This is a genomic window from Paraburkholderia sp. 22098 (assembly GCF_052045935.1).
Classification (GTDB): domain Bacteria; phylum Pseudomonadota; class Gammaproteobacteria; order Burkholderiales; family Burkholderiaceae; genus Paraburkholderia; species Paraburkholderia caledonica.
Window position 1 is genome coordinate 272,346 of record NZ_JBQEPV010000005.1, and the last position, 17,666, is coordinate 290,011.

A 17,666-nucleotide genomic window follows, 5' to 3' on the forward strand; every position below is an offset into this window, starting at 1 on the left:
GCATTCTTGCTTGTTGCCCTGTTCATTGTCAGCCGAGCGCTTCGCCCGTACGGTCTCGGAGCCAGATCACGGGTACTAGCGAGATCGCGCAGGCAGCGGCCACATACCAGGCCGGCGCGAGCGGATTGCCGGTGCGCGCGACCAGCCAGCTTGCAATAAACGGCGAGAAGCCGCCGAAGAACGAAGCGCTCACCACATACGTCAACGCAATTCCCGTTGCGCGCACATGTTTCGGGAACAGTTCCGGAATCATCACCAGCACGGGCACGATCTGCCCGGACACGAAGACCGCGAGCAGCGCCGAGACCATGCAAAGCGCTGCCATGGACGGATGCGCGCTCAGAAACGCAAACGCCGGATACACGAGCAGGAGCATTGCCACGCGGGAGATCACCAGCACCCGCTTGCGGGTGAAGCGATCGGCCAGCATGCCCGCGAGCGGTGCCGAAACGAAGAGCGCGAGCGAACTGACAATACCCGAGATCACCGCGGACGTGGAAGAAAGGTGCAGCGCGCGCACCGCATGGCTTGGCAGAAAAAACGCGGTGATATAGACAGAAACCGAACCGCCTAATTCGGCGAAGGTGCCGAGAATCGTGAGCTTGAGGTGCGTGGTCAGCGCGGCCTTCAGCGCGCCGCGCGGCGCGGGTTCGCCGGGCTTGCGTTCGGTGAGCGTTTCTTCGAGGCGTCTGCGGATCAGCATGCCGGCCGGTGCCGCGACAATGCCTAGCACGAACGGGAGACGCCAGCCCCATTCGAGCACCGCCTGCTTCGGCAGCAACACGTTGACGAGCGTTGCGACGAGCGCACCGAGCACGAGCCCTGCAGCGGTCGCGGCGAAGTTCCAGCTTGCAAAGAAGGCGCGGGTGTCGTCGGTCGCGTACTCGACGAGCAGCGTCGTGCCAGGCCCGAATTCGCCGCCCGCCGCGAAACCCTGGATCAGGCGCGCCACGAGCACGATCAACGGCGCGGCGAGTCCCGCAACCGCATAAGTCGGCGCGCACGCGATCATCGCGCAACTGAGCGCCATTAGCATGATGGTCAGGACCATCGCGTTCTTGCGCCCCGCGCGATCCGCATAGGCGCCGATCACCACGCCGCCCAAAGGCCGGACCACGAAGCCGACGCCGAATACGCCGATCGACAGCAGGAACTGGTTGACCGGCGACGCGCCAGGAAAGAACAACTGCCCGATCTGAATAGCAAAAAAGCTGTAGATCGTGAAGTCGTAGAACTCGAGCGCGGTGCCGATGGTCGTGGCGGTGATGACGCGGGTCTTCGTCAAACCGGGCTTACTGAGAGCAAGGGTAGACACGATAGGGTTCCCACAGAAAAGGTGGAATCGACGTGAGTTATCATATACGAGAAAAAATAAATTTCTCACATACGAGAAATTTTCCTTGCAAGCGGAATCCGGTGAGATGGCCAAAGTAGCAGTGAAACAACAGGCGGCGTTAGGACATGAAGCGCCGCCCTTGCTCGATCACAAGCTGGTGGGCGCGCATTTGCGGCAGGCGCGCAAAACGCGCGGATTGACGCTGGCCGAACTGTCGGAGCGCTCGGGTATTGCGGTATCGACGATCTCGAAGGCGGAACGCGGCGACATTGCGCTGACCTACGACAAGTTCGCGGCGCTCGCGCATTCGCTGGAACTCGAATTCGACGCGATCTTCGGGCGGCGTCGCAAGCCGGCCGCCGGTGCGATGAAGCCCTCGTTTACGGCGGCTGGCAAGCAGCAGATCTACGACACGCCGAACTACGAGTACGGGATGCTGGCGAACAGTCTGACCGGCAAACGCATGATGCCGATGCGCGCACACATTCACGCCCGCGCCGTGTCCGACTTTCCCGAATACATCCGGCACTCGGGCGAAGAATTCGTTTTTCTGCTGAGCGGCAAACTCGAACTGCGCTTCGAGAACGGCAAGTCGTTCAGGCTGATGCCGGGCGACAGTCTTTACTTCGATAGCTCGGTCGGGCACATCTATCTGAGCGTCGGCGACGAAGACGCCGATGCGCTCGTGTGCTGCGTCGATACGGACGAGCATCGTCCCCGGGGGGCTATCTGAACGAATGCGTTTGCGCTCGTGCGTCGCGTGACCACGGGGCCGCGGGCCAGACGCGCAGCTCTACCGAACGCAATATGCAGGGCCGCGACACGTCCCTGTTGCGGACCGATCTTTGGGGGACGGAAGCCGTCGTCCGCGTCAGCGTGTAAACTGCTGACTTTTTTGCATCCGGTGGTATGTTGCAAGCCCTTCAGCGCACAGCTCCCAGCGGCCCGGCGCTCATCCGCCTGCTGGCGCGTTTCGCCGATGCCGACGTCCCCGAACCCCGGCAATCGCTGTCCGACAGGCTGAGCCAGTGGCTCGGCTGGACGGACGCGATTGCGCTGTCTTCGGCGCTTACTGGCGCGCCGCCCTCGGTGCCCGCGACCGCGCGAGTGTTCGGCAGCGCGGAGGAGGCGGAATGCGCGCGCGTGCGTGCGTCGCTAGTCAAGACCATTACGGGCGACAGCGCCTTTGCCGTCGCGAGGCGCCGCGGTGCCGGGTACGTCGAGCCACAGGCCGTGCCGGCGGACTACGCATTGTTTCGCCAACGCTACCAGGCCATGCAGCAGTCGATGGAAACGGGTGTCGGCAATTTGCGCGGCCGGCTGCGGGCGCTGCTCGCCGCGAAAACTCCCGCAATGGGCCGCCTTGCGCTGCTGGACGCCGTGATGGAGCGCGCGCTCGGCGAGCGTGAGCGGAATCTGCTGGCGAGCGTGCCCGTGCTGCTCGCCGGGCACTTCGAGCGGCTTCGCGAGGCCGCGCAGCAGGCGCAAGACCAGGAGCCGGCGCCGGCGCCGGACGACGGTACGCAAGCGGAGAGTGCAGCGAGCCGCGCCGCAAGCACGGCGGCAGGCAGCGCCGCAGCCGCAGCCGCGGCCGCGGGCAGCAGTGCCGCTGAGGGCAGCGTTGAGGCGAAGGCCCACGTCCAGGCTCAGCTCCAGCCGCAAGCGCCCCCTCTTGACGCTGCGCCGACGCCCGCCCAAGGGGTCGCGCCCAATGCGTGGCTCGACGTTTTCCGCAAGGACATGCAGAGCGTGTTGCTTGCTGAGCTGGATGTTCGTTTACAACCGGTCGAAGGGCTGCTCGCCGCTCTTCGTACTCGCTAACTGGGACACTATGTCCAGATTTCGTATTGAATTCGTTGTGTTCGCGGCAGGTCTCGCCGCGGTGTGCGGCATCGCTATCGGCTATGTCGGTTCGAACTGGCTGGCGCTGGCGGTCACGTTGCTGATCGGCGCCTGCTATCTGGCGGGCGCGCTCGAATTGCGTCGCTATAGCCAGGCCACTGGGACGCTCGCGCGTGCCGTGGCCGGTTTGTCCGAGCCGCCGCCGCAGCTAGGCGCGTGGCTCGAACTGCTGCATCCGGGTCTGCGTAACGCGGCGCGACTGCGTATCGAAGGCGAGCGCGTTGCGCTGCCGGGGCCTGCACTGACGCCTTACCTGGTTGGCTTGCTGGTGCTGCTCGGCATGCTCGGCACACTGCTGGGCATGGTCGTGACGCTGCGAGGCACGGGCATGGCGCTCGAAAGCGCGACCGACCTCGCAGCGATCCGCGCTTCGCTTGCCGCGCCGGTCAAGGGGCTCGGCTTCGCATTCGGCACGTCGATCGCGGGCGTCGCCAGCTCGGCGATGCTCGGCCTGTTGTCGGCGCTCTGCCGCCGCGAGCGGCTCGAAGCGGCGCAACGGCTCGACGTCAAGATTGCGACGAGCTTGCGCATCTACTCGCAGGCTCATCAGCGCGACGAAAGCTTCCGGCTCTTGCAAACGCAGGCTGAATTGATGCCGACGCTCGTCGATCGCCTGCAAACCATGATGGCGGCGATGGAGCAGCACAGCCTCGCTTTCAACGAGCGCCAGCTTGCGAGTCAGGAGGCATTCCACAGCAATGCACAGGTCGCCTATACGCAGCTCGCGGCGTCGGTCGAGCAGTCGCTGAAGCGAAGTATCGCGGACAGCACGCGCGCGGCCGGCGAGGCGCTGGAGCCCGTCATGCAGGCAACGATGGCCGGCCTCGCGCGCGAGTCCGCGGCCTTGCACGCGAGCGTGGGTCAAGCGGTTCAGCAGCAACTGGATGGCCTGTCGAGCGGGTTCGAATCAGCCGCTGCGACGGTCGCCGAGATCTGGAGCAAGGCGCTTGCGGGCCAGCAGCGTTCGAACGAGGACATGACGCAGCAGTTCCGCGCGTCGCTGGAGCGCTTTACACAGACTTTCGACGAGCGCTCGGCCGGTCTGGTCGACGGCGTGTCCGCGCGGCTGGAAGCCGCGGCGGGCAACGTCTCGCAAGCGTGGAAGGAAGCGCTTTCGCGTCAGGAGCAGGCCGGCGAGACGCTTGCAGTGCGGCACGAGCAGGCGCTCGCTGCCGCGGCGGCGAACTTCGAAGAGCGTTCGGCGTCGTTGGTGCGGACCGTCGGGCAGTCGCATGCGGATCTGCGGACTGAACTGGCTTCTCAAGACGAAGCGCGGCTCGCGGCGTGGACGGCGACGCTGGCCTCGATGGCGGCCAATCTCGGTAAGGAGTGGCAGCAGGCAGGCGGGCGTAATGAAGAGCGGCTCACGGCGTGGACCTCGAAACTCGATTCGATGGCGGCCAGCCTCGGCAAGGAATGGGAGCAGGCGAGCGAGCGCAGCGAAGAGCGGTTGACGGCGTGGACCTCGAAGCTCGATTCGATGGCGGCCAGCCTCGGCAAGGAGTGGCAGCAGGCAGGCGAGCGTGATGAAGAGCGGTTGACGGCGTGGACCTCGAAGCTCGATTCAATGGCGGCCATGCTCGGCAAGGAGTGGCAGCAGGCAGGTGAGCGTAATGAAGAGCGGTTGACGGCGTGGACCTCCAAGCTCGATTCAATGGCCGCCACGCTCGGCCAGGAGTGGCAGCAGGCAGGCGAGCGCACGGCGAGCCGTCAGCAGGAAATATGCGACACGCTCGCGCGGACCGCGACCGATATCGCTGCGCAAACGCAGGCGCACGCGAGCGAGACCATCGCCGAAATATCGCGGCTCGTGCAGGCAGCGTCGGAGGCACCGAAGGCCGCCGCCGAAGTGGTCGCGGAACTGCGTCAGAAGCTCTCGGACAGCATGGTGCGCGACACCGCCATGTTGCAGGAGCGCAGCCGCTTGATGGAGACGCTCGAAACGCTGCTCGATGCTGTCAACCATGCATCGACGGAGCAGCGCACGGCGGTGGATGCGCTCGTCGCGACGTCGGCGGATCTTCTCGAGCGTGTCGGAACAAGGTTCGCCGACAAGGTCGAAACCGAGGCGGACCGGATCGGCGCGATTGCCGCGCAGATCACCGGCGGCGCCGTCGAAGTGGCGAGCCTCGGTGAAGCGTTCGGCTCGGCCGTTCAGCGTTTCGGCGAGTCGAACGACAAGCTCGTCGCGCATCTGGAAAGAATCGAGGCCGCGCTCGACAAGTCGCTCGCTCGCAGCGACGAGCAGCTTGCGTATTACGTCGCGCAAGCACGCGAAGTGGTCGATCTGAGCGTGATGTCGCAAAAGCAGATCGTCGAAGATCTGCAGCTGCTCGCTGCCCAGCGCGCCGCGGATGGAGCCGAGGCAGCATGAGCGGGATGAGCGAGGACATCGACGGCGGCGTGGAGCAGGGCACGCCGATCTGGGCGGCGTTCGGCGACCTGATGTCGGTGCTGCTCGGCGCGTTCATGCTGATTCTGGTGGCTGTCATCGGCGTGCAGCTCGAACTGTCGAACAAGCTCGACCAGGAGGTCAAGCAGCGTCAGCTTGAAACGCAGCGCCGCAAGACGCTCGAACAGGCGCTGGCGGGGCCGCTCGCGGCGGGCCGCGTGACGCTGGTGAACGGACGTATCGGCATCAGCGGCAACGTGCTGTTTGCGCTGAACTCCGACCAGTTGCAGCCGCAAGGGCGCGATCTGTTGAAGAGCCTCGCCGGGCCGTTGTCCGCGTATCTGGGCGCGAACGACCAGATCCTGATGGTGAGCGGCTTTACCGACGACCAGCGGCTGCGCGAAGGCAACCGCCGTTTCGCGGACAACTGGGAATTGTCGGCGCAGCGCGCGCTGACAGTGACCCGCGCGCTGATCGATGCGGGCGTGCCGGCGTCGTCGGTTTTCGCGGCGGCGTTCGGCTCCGGACAACCCGTTAGCTCGAATGCCGACGAACCAGGACGGGCGCGCAACCGTCGCGTGGAAATAGCGCCGGTTCCGAGGCCGTCGGCTGCGGCAGGCAAGCCCCATGAGTGACAGCGCGAACGTCGACGCAAGGCCGACGCCGGGTGTGCCGCAGGCCGGATGCACGAGTGAAACGGTGCACGCGGCCGAGGCAAACCACCCACCCGGGACCGCGCCGACGAATTCCGCCGTGCAAACCCCGCGCGCCACCCTCGACGCGTGGCGCGAGCGCGGCGCCGACCGCCTCGATCCGCTGCGTTTCGCGTTCATCGACGCGTTCGAACGACGTGCCGCCGCGCACACCGGCGCTGCGCGCCACGTGCTCGACGAGAAGCTTGCCGCGCTGCTCGAAATCTATGCGCGCAAAGTCGACCAGGCGGCGGCCACCGCCGGTCATTCGTCGTCTCCGGATGGACCTGCACGCGGCACGCTTGCCGAACTCGTCGGCTACATGCAAGACGAGCCGCGGTGCCCTGAAGGCGAACGGGCCCCCTACCCGGAGCTTCCCGCTCTCCACTATTTCAGGGAAACCTGGGCCAAGGTCCGCACTGAAAAGCAGTTGCGGCAGTCGCTGCAGCCGGCGCCCGGCAATGCCGGTCCGCTCAATTCGAGCAGCCTCGTGCACCGTTCGCTGTCGCTGATGCGCGAGTTGTCGCCGGGCTATCTGAAACAGTTTTTGTCGTATGTCGACGCGCTGTCCTGGATGGAGCAATTGAGCGGCGGCGTCCCGGCCAGCAAGGATGCGCCGCGCGCCGGGGCGTCCGCCAAAGGCACTCGCAGCAAGTCCCGCTGATGCCGGACGGCGTGTGCCGTGGCATATTGGTGGGGTAGCCATCGAAAGGAGCCCACCATGCGAATCCAGACGTCATTTTTATTCGATCTCGACGGCACGCTCGTCGACAGTGTTTATCAACACGTGCTGGCGTGGAAAGAAGCGCTCGACAGCGAAGGCATTCCCCTGTCGGTCTGGCGAATTCATCGAAAGATCGGCATGAGCGGCGGGCTGTTCACCAATCAGCTTCTGCGTGAGACCCACGGAGAGATCAGCGCCGAGCGCAGCGAGCGTCTTCGTCATGCGCACGCGGCTGCCTATCAAAACTTACGCGCGCAAGTATGTCCGCTGCCGGGCGCGCGCGAACTGCTCGATGCCTTGACGCAAGCGGGCACGCCCTGGGCGGTGGCGACCAGCGGGCGCATGGAAACCGCTGCGGTGAATCTCGAAGCGCTCGGCGTCGATCCGGCAAAAGCGGTTGTCGTGACGCGCGACGACGTTAAATATGCGAAGCCCGACCCCGACCTTTTCCTCGCCGCGGCCGAACGCCTTGGCGTTGAGATCGAACACTCGGTCGTGGTAGGCGACAGCATCTGGGACATGCTCGCGGCGCGGCGCTGCCGCGCGCTCGGAGTCGGATTGCTGTCGGGCGGCTATGGCACCGAAGAGTTGGAGCGTTCCGGCGCGCTGCGCGTCTACGACGACCCCGCGGCGCTACTCGACCATCTCGACGAAGTCGCCTCGCGGCCCTGATCACGAGCATCCCGCGGCCGCAATCAACGCGGCCGCGGCGGCTCGTTCCACCCATGCTCATCCGGTTGATTCAACGCGCATAGGCTGCCGGCGCCACGCGTAACTTTGTACTGTTCGCGCCAAGAGCCCTGTACTATATGGTGAAACGGGGCCGGCCCTGCAACCTGCAATAGTTGACCGGCGTGTACGCATATGGCGGCGCGCCGGTATGTTCCTTGAGCTCATGCGGTGGCCGGCGAGCCTGTCACGGTAACGCTCTGCGGCGGCCCGACGAACCACGCTAAAAACATGAACAAGTTTATTCGACCACCCGTCTCCTATCCGACAACGGTTGTTTTCGTCGACGACAACGACAACTACCTCGACGCCCTGCGCCGCTTCTTTCCGGACGTTTCCACCAATCTGTTCTTCTCGCGTCCGCAAGCGGGGCTTGCGTTCATACGCCAGCATGCGCGTGAGAACTCGCTGGAATTCGCGCCGGCTTCAGCATGCTTGAGCGAGACCGGTTTTGATCGCTTCGTCGAGTCATCGCCGCAGCGCGATGTGCTCGCGCGCGCAACACGTTTCTCCGAAGTGGCAGCCGTCGTAGTGGACTACGACATGCCGGGCGTGAGCGGTGTCGAGTTTCTGTCCTCCATATCCAACCTGCATTGCGCGAAGATTCTGCTCACAGGCGTCGCGGACGAAACTGTCGCAGTGAAAGCATTCAACGCCGGCATTGTCGATTTATATCTGCGCAAGACCGACGCCGATTCGGCGAACCGGCTCGTCCACTTCCTCAAAGACGCGAAGAACCGCCACTGCTCCGAAATGGGCTGGCTCGCGTTGGGCGAGAACGGCATGACGTATTGCGACCCGCGCACGCGCAAGGTGCTGGACGAAGTGGTGAAGGACAAAGGCATCGTCGAGTATTACTGGCGGCCCGAGCAGAATGCGATTCTCATGTTCGATCGCGAGGGAAGGGGCAGTGTCTTCGTCGCGTGGGCGGAGCACGACTGGATATCTCAGGGCGAGATCGTCGCAGACGAAAGCGGCCCGGCCGAGTTGCTCAAACAGATGGCAGTGCGCGAAGTCATGCCGCTTTTCTGGCCGCATCTCGCCTACCGCTCGGGCGTCGAATTCAGAATGCTCAAGCCGCAACCCATTCCCGGCTGGGGCGACGCGTTTTACTGCTGGAGCCCGATCGAGACGCCCGAAGTGGTCCAGGCCGGCGTCAGGCCGCTCACGTTCGCGCAGTGGCGGAGTGACCGGGCACGCTAACGTCTGCCGGCACGTCGAGCAACATGTACGCCATCCCCACTGCCTTCGTGTCGGCCATGTTCGTCGTGTTCGGCCTCTACGTGGTCATCACGCAAGGGGTGACGCGGCTCTCGGTGCCTTTCCTCCTGATGTGCGCGGCGACTTTCGCATGGCAGGGCACATGGACGCTGCTGTTCCAGACCAAAGATACGGAAGTCGCCGGCTTGCTGGTTCGCGTCGGCTATCTGTTCATTCTCTTTCTGCCGACCACGTTCTATCACTTCGTGACAGAAGTTGCGGCGCGGCGCCGGGAGCGGCCGCTGCTGCTGGCGTCGTATGGTCTGTGTTTCGTGCTCGCGGTGTTGCTGCCAGGCAATGAAGTCGTTGCCGGTTATCAGCACTATTTCTTTGGCTACTATCCGATTGCCGGGCCGCTGCATCCTTTGCATGTCGTGCAGACGGTGCTGCTTGCCGCGCGCAGCGGCCAGCTTCTGCTTGGCGCGCGAAAAAATGCAGGCGGGCAGGCGCGCCGGCGTCTGGACCTGTGTCTCGCGGCGCTTGGCCTCTACTCGTTTGCCGCCGTCGACTATGCGGTCAACTATGGCTACCCGTTCTATCCGCCTGGCGTGTTGTTCATCGCGCTGAGTCTGGGGCTGCTTGCCATCACGATTGTCCGCTACCACCTGATCCACCCGTATGCGCTTGCAGCTACCATCGCGCACGAGATCGCCACCCCGCTGGCCACGATCGGCATGCACGCCGACGAGATCGCGAGCGTCTGGAGTCATGTTTTCAAAGGCTATCGCCTCGCCGTCGCGCACGGCCTGTATGACGACGAAGAACATTCCGGCCAGTCCGAGCGCATCAGCCAGCTTGCCACGGCGATCAGACGCGAGGTGTCCGGCACGAGCGCGATGGTCGAAATGGCGCTGGCTTCATACACGCTTGACCGGCTCGACCGCAGCCGTTTCAGTGCCCATCCGGTACGGCAGTGCGTGGACTCCGCGCTGGAACGCTACCCGTTTCGCGCCGACGAACGCGAGCGCATCACGATCTTGCCGATCGATCCGATGCTGCGCTTTTCCGGCTCCGATACGGTGGTGGTCTTCGTGTTGTTCAATCTGCTGAAAAACGCATTGCATGCGATTCATGTGAACGGCGAAGGCCAGATCACGATCAGCGCGCTGGAAGACCAGGATTTCTGCATGCTGCAGTTTCGCGACACGGGCCCAGGCATTGCGCCGGACGTTCTGCCGCACATCTTCGACGCATTCTTCTCGACCAAGCGGCACGGCAGCGGCGCGGGCATGGGACTCGCGTTCTGCCGCCGCGCGACGGAGCTGCTGGGCGGCAGTATCGAATGCACGTCGGTGCGCGGTGCGCACACTACATTTATCGTGCGTCTGCCGCTGCCGGGCTCGGCAGCGGACAGGGCATTGTCCAGGTCGCCGGTACGCGAAGCGCGCCGGCGTTGAGACTTCGGTTGAGCGCTGTGGCTTATTCCGTCAGCGCCGACAACGGCAACTCATACTCCTTCACACGGTCGACGATTCCATCCGGAAAGCGGCGGATCTTCCGGTCGCGCCCGGCATACAGAATCTGCTGATAGCCTTGCGACACCTTGCGTCCATCGACGCAAAAGCGGAACAGCAAGTACGCCGAGCACTGCCTCACTTGCACCGTGTTCAGGTAGCAATCGACCCGCTGGAACGGAAAGGTTTCATGCACGTATTCCTGGTGCGCCCGCTTGGTCACGAACATGCCGTCCGAGCCGAGCAGGTTGTCGTGAATGCACTCGTGGAACCACCGCTCGCGGCAAACGCCTTGCCACTCGAAATAGCGGGCGAAATACGTGTTCATGAACGCATTCGAATCTTTTAGATAGATGTCGAAAGAATGGACAAAGGTTTTCGGCGAATCCATTACCAGCGGGCTGTCCGAAAGATGAGCATTGCCACGATTCAAAGCGTGAGGGATAGCTTCTCGCATCAACATACGATTTTCCTTTTACAGGAACGGCTGCTTGTGGCAGCCACACATGCCGGCCAGCACGGCGGGCACATCCCATTCTCTTGGGGAAATGGCTGATATGGCTATTCGCGCGCAACAAGAGCCCGCAATTCGTGCGCGGCTCGCACGACGGGGCCCTGGTGAACGGACCATCAGTCCGACGACAGTGTTGATGCAGCGATTCTTTTATTCAGTGGGTCAGCCAACAGAACAAATCGAACTGCGATGCCGAATGCGGAAATGGGTATCAGCGGGAAGGAAACCCGCTATGCAGCGCGTTTCAGGTTTAATGACCGATTGACAAACGGCGTTTATCGAAAGCGCATAAATGACGCGGCGATTGCCGTTCACACCGCGTGGGCTTTTGCGGACAGAAAGCGGCAGACTTCGCCATGCATCGCCTGCACGCCAGGGCTCGATTCGATAGCGCGCCAGCATCCATGTATGAGTCCTGTGCCGATCCACAGGTGCGCTTCTCCGCCGGCAGCCTGAATGCGTTCGGTGAACACACGCGCGTCGTCTCTCAGCGGATCGTGTTCGGCGCCTATCGCAAGCGTGGGCGGAAGTGCGTCATAACGCGCGGCGTCGAGCGGGATGGTCCACTTGGGATATGGCGCCGTTTCGCCCCAATACATGTCGCGAAACGCGTGGACGTCGGTGAGCGTGAGCATGGGCGCTTGCGCTTCGGTATCGCGTGAGGGCGGCTGCGGGTCGGTGCCGAGCATCGGATAAATCAGCGCAAGACCGCTTATTCCTTCGATGCCCTCGTCGCGCAATCGCATCGCCACGCTGGCAGCGAGCGTGGCGCCGGCGCTATCTCCCACGAGTTGCAGCGTGGCGCCGGCAGGCGAATCGAAGGGCAGCCGCCGTTCCAGCGCGGCGAGCGTGACCTCCATGCAGTCGTCATGCGCGGCCGGTGCGCGGTGTTCGGGCGCGAGCCGGTAATCGACGGCGATTACATCGAGGCCGGTATCCGCCGCAAGGCGCGCCGTGATGACCTGATGACTGTCGAGCGATCCGAGCACGAAGCCGCCACCGTGGAAGTACAACACAGTGCCGCGCGGCATCGCGCCCGCATTTTCACCGTTGCGATACAGCCTTAGCCCAATCGAATGGCCAGCCGCGGACAGGAATTGCGCGTCTTCGGTGACGACTTCTGCCGGCAAAGGCGGAGTGAGCGCAGCCGCATAGCGGTCGTAGATTTCGCGCTGCTGGCGCGGCGTCAACGAGGTGCTATGCCCTGGATAGACCGCGGCGGCTCGCGCGATAAATTCAGCCATCTGCGGCTCAAGCATGTTGGCTCCGGCTACGTTGTGCGGCGGCGGGCAGGCCGATCATGCGGCCCGCGTAGGTCGCGGGCGGCAACGCGGCATGAGCGTCGGCCAATTCCTGCACGCGAGCGGCCACGTCGGCATCGAACGCGACCGAGCGCGGCCCGCTCGTGTCGACGTGCAACAGCATCTGCTCACCCGCCGCGACCGGCGTGTCGCTGCCCTCGGCGAACATCTCCAGGTAAAGTTGCAGCCGTTTGGCGTCGCACCCGAGCACGCGCATATCGACCCGCACGCGCGTGCCTTCCTTGATTTCGTGCAAATAGTTGATGTGCGCTTCGAGTGTGTAGATCGAGCGGCCACGCTCCTTGCGCACGGCGTCCGGCAAACCGATCTGGTCGATCAGCTGGTCGGTCGCAAAGCTGAAGATCAGCATGTAGAACGCGTCGCGTAAATGGCCGTTGTAATCGACCCAATCAGCGCGCACCGTGTCGCGATAGCAGGGCAGGGCAGCGGTTTGCAGCATGTTGCGGAGTCTCCTTGTCTGGTTCGTCGCCTGCATCGCGCTTTGCGGCGTACATGACGGAAGCGGCGCGGCACGGTGCGGTGCCGCGCGTTGCGCGACTCGCGTCAATCCGCCGGCGTCAATCCGTGCCGCGCCTTGGCTTCGCCGATTGCGGCCAGCACACTCGTGATGCAGTCGTCGCGATAACGCTCCAACTGCTTGATGGAGCGCGGGCCGACCTGCTCGGCGGTGCCGTCCACGACGCGGTCGATCAGTTCGCCGGTCAGCTTCGGCGCCACCAGTTTAGTCCACGGCAGCTCCAGCGCGGGACCGAACTGCTGCATGAAGTGGCGCATGCCTGCATCGCCGCCTGCAAGGGTGTAAGTAAGGAACGTGCCCATGAACGACCAGCGGATGCCGGCGCCGAAGCGGATGGCGTCGTCGATCTCGCCGGTGGTCGCCACGCCTTCGTTGACCAGATGCAGGGCCTCGCGCCACAGCGCTTCGAGCAGCCGGTCCGCGATAAAGCCGGGCACTTCCTTCCGAACCCGCAGCGGGCGCATTGAAAGCGAGCGGTAAATGTGTAGCGCGGCGTCGATGGTTTCGGGCGCCGTCCGCTCGCCGCCGAGCACCTCGACGAGCGGCAGCAGGTACACCGGATTGAACGGATGCCCGACGATGCAGCGTTGCGGATTCACAGCCCGCGCGTAGAAGTCGCTCGGCAATAGCCCCGAAGTGGACGAAGCGATGATCGCGTCCGGCTTCGCGGCGCGGCTGATCTGCTCGTGCAACGCGAGCTTCAGTTCTTCCCGCTCGGGCGCGCTTTCCTGAATGAAGTCCGCGTTCGCGACACACGCTTCGATCGTATCGACGAAGCGCAGTCTCGACTGCGACGCGCCCTCCGCGAGACCGACGCGTTCTAGCGCGGGCCACGCATCGGCGACGTTCTCGCGCAACTGCTTTTCCGCGCCCGGTGCGGGGTCCCACGCGATCACATCGAGCCCGTGCGCGAGCGCGCGCGCCACCCAGCCGCTGCCGATCACGCCCGCGCCGATCGCGGCAAATGTTTTGATATCGACGATTACTGCCATTGCTGACGTTTCCTTGTTTGCCTATGAGTTCTTCGATGCCCTAGCCGTTTGTGAGCATGCAACGCCGCACGCTTAAACGTATTCACCGACCACGCGTCGTTCGAGTTGCCGTTCTCCGCGCGCGGGCAGGCCGAGCTTGCGTCGTCCTTCGGCGGGTGTCAGCGCACGTCCGCCCAGGCGTTCGATGATTTCCACCGCGCGCTGTACGAGCGTGCCGTTCGTTGCGGGCACACCCTTATCGAGCCAGATGTTGTCTTCGAGACCGACTCGCACATGGCCGCCGAGCAACATCGCCTGCGCGACCATCGGCATCTGCATGCGGCCGATGCCGAAACCCGCCCATTGCGCGCCAGGCGGGAGGTTGTCGGCCATGGCTTTCATCGTCGTGGTGTCCGCGGGCGCGCCCCACGGAATGCCGAGGCAAAGTTGAAACAGCGGCGGCGCGTCGAGCAGGCCTTCCTTCAGCAATTGTTTTGCGAACCACAAATGGCCGGTATCGAAAATTTCCAGTTCCGGCTTCACGCCGAGTTCCTGAATGCGCGCTGCTCCGGCACGCAGTTGCGCGGGCGTCGAAACGTAGATGTAGTCGCCATCGCCGAAATTGAGCGTGCCGCAATCGAGCGTGCAGATTTCCGGCAGCAACTCTTCGACGTGCGCGAGGCGCGTCAGGCCGCCGACCAGATCCGTGTTCGCGCCAAAGCGCATCGGGTCTTCGCCGGGACCGATTTCGAGGTCGCCGCCCATGCCCGCAGTCAGATTGATGATGACGTCCGTGCCCGACGAGCGAATCCGGTCGACTACCTCGCGATACAACTGCGGATCGCGGCTGCCGCGTCCGGTTTTCGGATCGCGCACATGGCAATGGGCGACCGTGGCGCCCGCTTTCGCCGCTTCGATCGCGGCCTCGGCGATCTGCCTCGGCGTGACAGGAATGGCGGGATGCTTGCCGACTGTGTCGCCCGCGCCGGTGACCGCGCAGGTCACGATGACTTCATGGTTCATGCTTACCAGGTCCTGTAAATGAAAGTGTCACGACTCGCGCGCCGACTCATAGCCCGAGGTAGGCCTTGACCGCGGGCAAACCGTCCTTGCCGTCGTAGGTCTTTACGCCGGCGAGCCATGCGTCGAGTACTTGCGGGTTTTTCTTCAGATAAGCCTTCGCGGCATCCGAGGGCTTTTGCTTGTTCATCACCGATTGCATGACCAGGTTCTCCAGTTGCGTGGAGAAGCGCAGGTTGCTCACGAGCTTGCCGGCGTTCGGGCAACGCGTCAGATAATCGGGCGACGTCAGCGTATAAACGCGCGCTTCGCCGTCGTTCGGACCGAATACGCCCTCGCTGCCGGACAGGTATTTCATGTCGATCTGAATGTTCATCGGATGCGGTTCCCAGCCGAGAAACACCACCCATTTCTTGTCGCGGATCGCGCGGTCCACGGAAACGAGCATGCCCGCTTCGCTCGATTCGATCAGCTTGAATCCGCCGAGACCGAACTGGTTGGTCGCGATCATTTTCTGGATGGCTGCATTCGCGCTGCTGCCGGGTTCGATGCCGTAGATCTTGCCGTCGAGCTGATCGCGATGTTTGGCGATGTCCGCGAATGTTTTGAGGCCCGCGTCATACGCATAAGCGGGCACCGCGAAGGTCGCCTTTGCGCCCGTCAGATTGGGCGGCTGCAACACCTGGATCGATTTCGATTCGACGAACGGCGCGATGGCTTTTTCCTGCACCGGCCACCAGTAGCCGAGCGACACATCGAGCTGCTTGCTCTTCAGGCCCGCGAACGAAATCGGCACGGAAGCGACGGTGGTGACCGGCTGGTAACCGAGCCCCTCGAAAACGGTGGACGCGAGTGCAGTTGTCGACGTGATGTCAGTCCAGCCGATGTCCGCGAAATGCACGGCGCGGCAGGCGGCCGGGTCCTGCGCAAACGCAGGCAGCGCGGTAACGGCGGCGGCGAGGTACGCAAGCCGGGCCAGCCGCATTTTGATGCGTAATTCCATGACGTTTCCCTATTGACGCTTGTGCGCGTTTAACCGCGCGTTGTCGAATGGACCGCTTACCGGTGAGGCTGCAAGGCACGGCTGCTATCTCACGAAATCGCCTGCCTCGATGCCCTAACGTTAATGCCCCATATTGCCGCCAAAGCGACCGTCAGCGACCCGTTCTTGCTTCCACGCGACAACAAGGGAAAACCAGCATGCGCCGACGTTGCCGTGCGGTTGCAACGCAGCAATTGGCTGGGAGATTTTTGGCACGCCTTGCCCGCCCGCGACGCGCTTGCTACGCTCGCCCGGAACCGCGGGGCGGCTTGCGCTTGCCGCTGTCGTCTCGCATCTTCGTCTTCGCATCTGACCGGGTCCCGCGCAATGCCTGAAGAGATATCGTTCCTGCTGCTGCCTGGTTTTTCGGCGATCGGCTTCATGTCGGCGGTCGAGCCGTTGCGCGTTGCCAATCGCTTTCGCGGCGAGCTCTACCGCTGGCGCATCGTGAGCCTCGACGGCACACCGGTCGCAGCCAGCAACGGCATTTCGATCAACGCCGACGCCGCCATCGCCGAAGTGAACGATGCGCGGCTGCTGTTCGTGGTGGCGGGCTTCGAGCCGCTCGCCTGCTACACGCGCGAACTGGCCGAGTGGCTCAGGCGCCTGGACCGGGCCGGCGCGACGCTCGGCGGGATAGACACGGGCAGCTTCGTTCTCGCGGAAGCGGGGCTGCTCGGCGGCGAGGACAACGTGACCGTGCATTGGGAGGCGTTGTCGGCGTTTCGCGAGCGTTATCCGTCGCTGAATGCCAGTCAGGAACTTTTCGAAATCGGCGCGCGGCGTATCACATGCGCAGGCGGCACCGCGTCGATCGACATGACGCTCGACCTGATCGGCCGCAAGCACGGCGCGGCGCTGGCTTCGGCGGTGTCCGAGCAGTTCGTGGTGAGCCGCATCCGTCAGCGCTCCGACCATCAACGCATGGAGATCGCAGCACGCTACGGCGTGCACAACCGCAAGCTGATTCAGGTGATCGGCGTGATGGAGCAGCACATGGAAGAGCCGTTGACGCCCGACCGGCTCGCCCAGGAGATCGGCGTGACGCGCCGGCAGCTCGAACGGCTGTTCTGCGCGTCGCTGAAGGACACGCCGACGCATTTCTATCTGCAGTTGCGCCTTGCTCGCGCGCGTGAGTTGCTGCAGCAGACCGACATGTCCATTACGTCGATTTGCGTCGCTTGCGGGTTTGAATCACCGTCGCACTTCTCGCGGACCTATCGCGCGCGATTCGGCGCAAGCCCGCGCAGTGACCGTCAGGTGACCGGCGGTCTCGTGTCGAAGAACGCGCTAATCAGCGCGCACGCTGCCGAATTATCACAAATACGACAACAGTGAATTCTATGATCTGGGGTTTACCCTAGGTTCCTGGCCTCCTAAACTGTGTCCATCTGCTGAAGACAAACCGCCTTCAGCTCAGCACAAAACAATCTCTGGAGGTAGTAATCATGAAATCCCTGATCGAAGCTGCTGTTATCGCCGCTCTTATCTCTGCACCGCTCGCCGCTTTCGCGCAATCGAACCAGCCGGTTACCCGTGCTCAGGTCCGCGCCGAACTGATCCAGCTGGAGAAGGCGGGATATAACCCGGCAACGTCGAACGACTACGATTACCCGGCAAATATTCAGGCTGCCGAAGCGCGCGTCGCCGCACAGAACCGTGCGGCTCAAACGAGCGGCTACGGTTCGGCAACGAACGGCTCGTCGCAAGCAGGCAACCGCGCTGAAGTGACGTCGAGCTCGTATTCGGCTCCGGTCTACGTCGGGCAGTAACGGAACAGCGGCGCGGCGC

Annotated in this window: 17 protein-coding genes; 10 read left to right on the top strand and 7 right to left on the bottom strand. The window is 63.7% G+C overall.

The features are described from left to right. Positions 1-28: 28 nt before the first annotated feature. Positions 29-1,315 carry an MFS transporter gene (locus ACTJLB_RS12935; protein WP_088173336.1) on the bottom strand — a complete coding sequence of 429 codons (1,287 nt, stop codon included), beginning with the start codon at positions 1,313-1,315 and terminating at the stop codon, positions 29-31. A 106-nt stretch (positions 1,316-1,421) separates the two neighbouring features. On the opposite strand from ACTJLB_RS12935, the gene ACTJLB_RS12940 reads away from it, so the two are divergent. The 8 genes from ACTJLB_RS12940 (at position 1,422) to ACTJLB_RS12975 (ending at position 10,432) form a co-directional block, all read left to right on the top strand. Beyond that, on the top strand, positions 1,422-2,069 hold the full coding sequence (locus tag ACTJLB_RS12940; RefSeq protein ID WP_440783496.1) for a helix-turn-helix domain-containing protein: 648 nt from the start codon (positions 1,422-1,424) through the stop codon (positions 2,067-2,069). 176 nt (positions 2,070-2,245) lie between these two features. Next, a complete protein-coding gene (locus ACTJLB_RS12945) occupies positions 2,246-3,157 on the top strand; it encodes a DUF3348 domain-containing protein (RefSeq protein ID WP_440783497.1) in 912 nt (303 codons plus the stop codon). 10 nt (positions 3,158-3,167) lie between these two features. After that, a complete protein-coding gene (locus ACTJLB_RS12950) occupies positions 3,168-5,612 on the top strand; it encodes a DUF802 domain-containing protein (RefSeq protein WP_440783498.1) in 2,445 nt (814 codons plus the stop codon). Positions 5,613-5,617: 5 nt separating this feature from the next. Beyond that, positions 5,618-6,265, top strand: coding sequence for an OmpA family protein (locus ACTJLB_RS12955; protein ID WP_087753987.1), 648 nt, complete (start codon positions 5,618-5,620; stop codon positions 6,263-6,265). Then, positions 6,258-6,986, top strand: coding sequence for a DUF2894 domain-containing protein (locus ACTJLB_RS12960; RefSeq protein WP_440783499.1), 729 nt, complete (start codon positions 6,258-6,260; stop codon positions 6,984-6,986). The genes ACTJLB_RS12955 and ACTJLB_RS12960 overlap by 8 nt, the downstream gene beginning before the upstream one ends. Positions 6,987-7,043: 57 nt before the next feature. Further along, positions 7,044-7,718, top strand: a complete 675-nt coding sequence (locus tag ACTJLB_RS12965) for an HAD family hydrolase (protein WP_020068206.1) — start codon at positions 7,044-7,046, stop codon at positions 7,716-7,718. A 288-nt stretch (positions 7,719-8,006) separates the two neighbouring features. Next, a complete protein-coding gene (locus tag ACTJLB_RS12970) occupies positions 8,007-8,978 on the top strand; it encodes a response regulator (protein WP_027804665.1) in 972 nt (323 codons plus the stop codon). A gap of 23 nt (positions 8,979-9,001) precedes the next feature. Further along, a complete protein-coding gene (locus tag ACTJLB_RS12975) occupies positions 9,002-10,432 on the top strand; it encodes a sensor histidine kinase (RefSeq protein ID WP_088173615.1) in 1,431 nt (476 codons plus the stop codon). A gap of 22 nt (positions 10,433-10,454) precedes the next feature. Here the strand turns inward: ACTJLB_RS12975 and ACTJLB_RS12980 are convergent, their stop codons facing one another. The 6 genes from ACTJLB_RS12980 to ACTJLB_RS13005 all read right to left on the bottom strand — a co-directional run bounded on the left by ACTJLB_RS12980 (position 10,455) and on the right by ACTJLB_RS13005 (position 15,836). Beyond that, positions 10,455-10,952: an acyl-CoA thioesterase gene (locus ACTJLB_RS12980; RefSeq protein ID WP_020068209.1), complete on the bottom strand. Its 498-nt coding sequence runs from the start codon at positions 10,950-10,952 to the stop codon at positions 10,455-10,457. A 362-nt stretch (positions 10,953-11,314) separates the two neighbouring features. Beyond that, positions 11,315-12,262, bottom strand: a complete 948-nt coding sequence (locus tag ACTJLB_RS12985) for an alpha/beta hydrolase (protein ID WP_440783500.1) — start codon at positions 12,260-12,262, stop codon at positions 11,315-11,317. Further along, the gene (locus tag ACTJLB_RS12990; RefSeq protein ID WP_440783501.1) at positions 12,255-12,764 is read right to left on the bottom strand and encodes a thioesterase family protein; all 510 of its coding nucleotides are present in this window, start codon (positions 12,762-12,764) and stop codon (positions 12,255-12,257) included. Before ACTJLB_RS12990 ends, ACTJLB_RS12985 begins: the two co-directional genes overlap by 8 nt. 104 nt (positions 12,765-12,868) lie before the next feature. Continuing rightward, a complete protein-coding gene (locus ACTJLB_RS12995) occupies positions 12,869-13,834 on the bottom strand; it encodes an L-carnitine dehydrogenase (protein ID WP_440783502.1) in 966 nt (321 codons plus the stop codon). A 72-nt stretch (positions 13,835-13,906) separates the two neighbouring features. Then, a complete protein-coding gene (locus ACTJLB_RS13000) occupies positions 13,907-14,836 on the bottom strand; it encodes a 3-keto-5-aminohexanoate cleavage protein (protein WP_440783503.1) in 930 nt (309 codons plus the stop codon). Between the two features lie 46 nt (positions 14,837-14,882). Next, positions 14,883-15,836, bottom strand: coding sequence for a choline ABC transporter substrate-binding protein (locus ACTJLB_RS13005; protein WP_440783504.1), 954 nt, complete (start codon positions 15,834-15,836; stop codon positions 14,883-14,885). A 366-nt stretch (positions 15,837-16,202) separates the two neighbouring features. Between ACTJLB_RS13005 and ACTJLB_RS13010 the strand changes: the two genes are divergently transcribed. Together ACTJLB_RS13010 and ACTJLB_RS13015 are read left to right on the top strand one after the other, a co-directional pair. Next, entirely contained in the window at positions 16,203-17,213 is a 1,011-nt protein-coding gene (locus ACTJLB_RS13010) for a GlxA family transcriptional regulator (protein ID WP_440783505.1), read from the top strand. Positions 17,214-17,323: 110 nt separating this feature from the next. Continuing rightward, positions 17,324-17,647, top strand: coding sequence for a DUF4148 domain-containing protein (locus tag ACTJLB_RS13015; RefSeq protein WP_020068216.1), 324 nt, complete (start codon positions 17,324-17,326; stop codon positions 17,645-17,647). Positions 17,648-17,666: the final 19 nt, after the last annotated feature.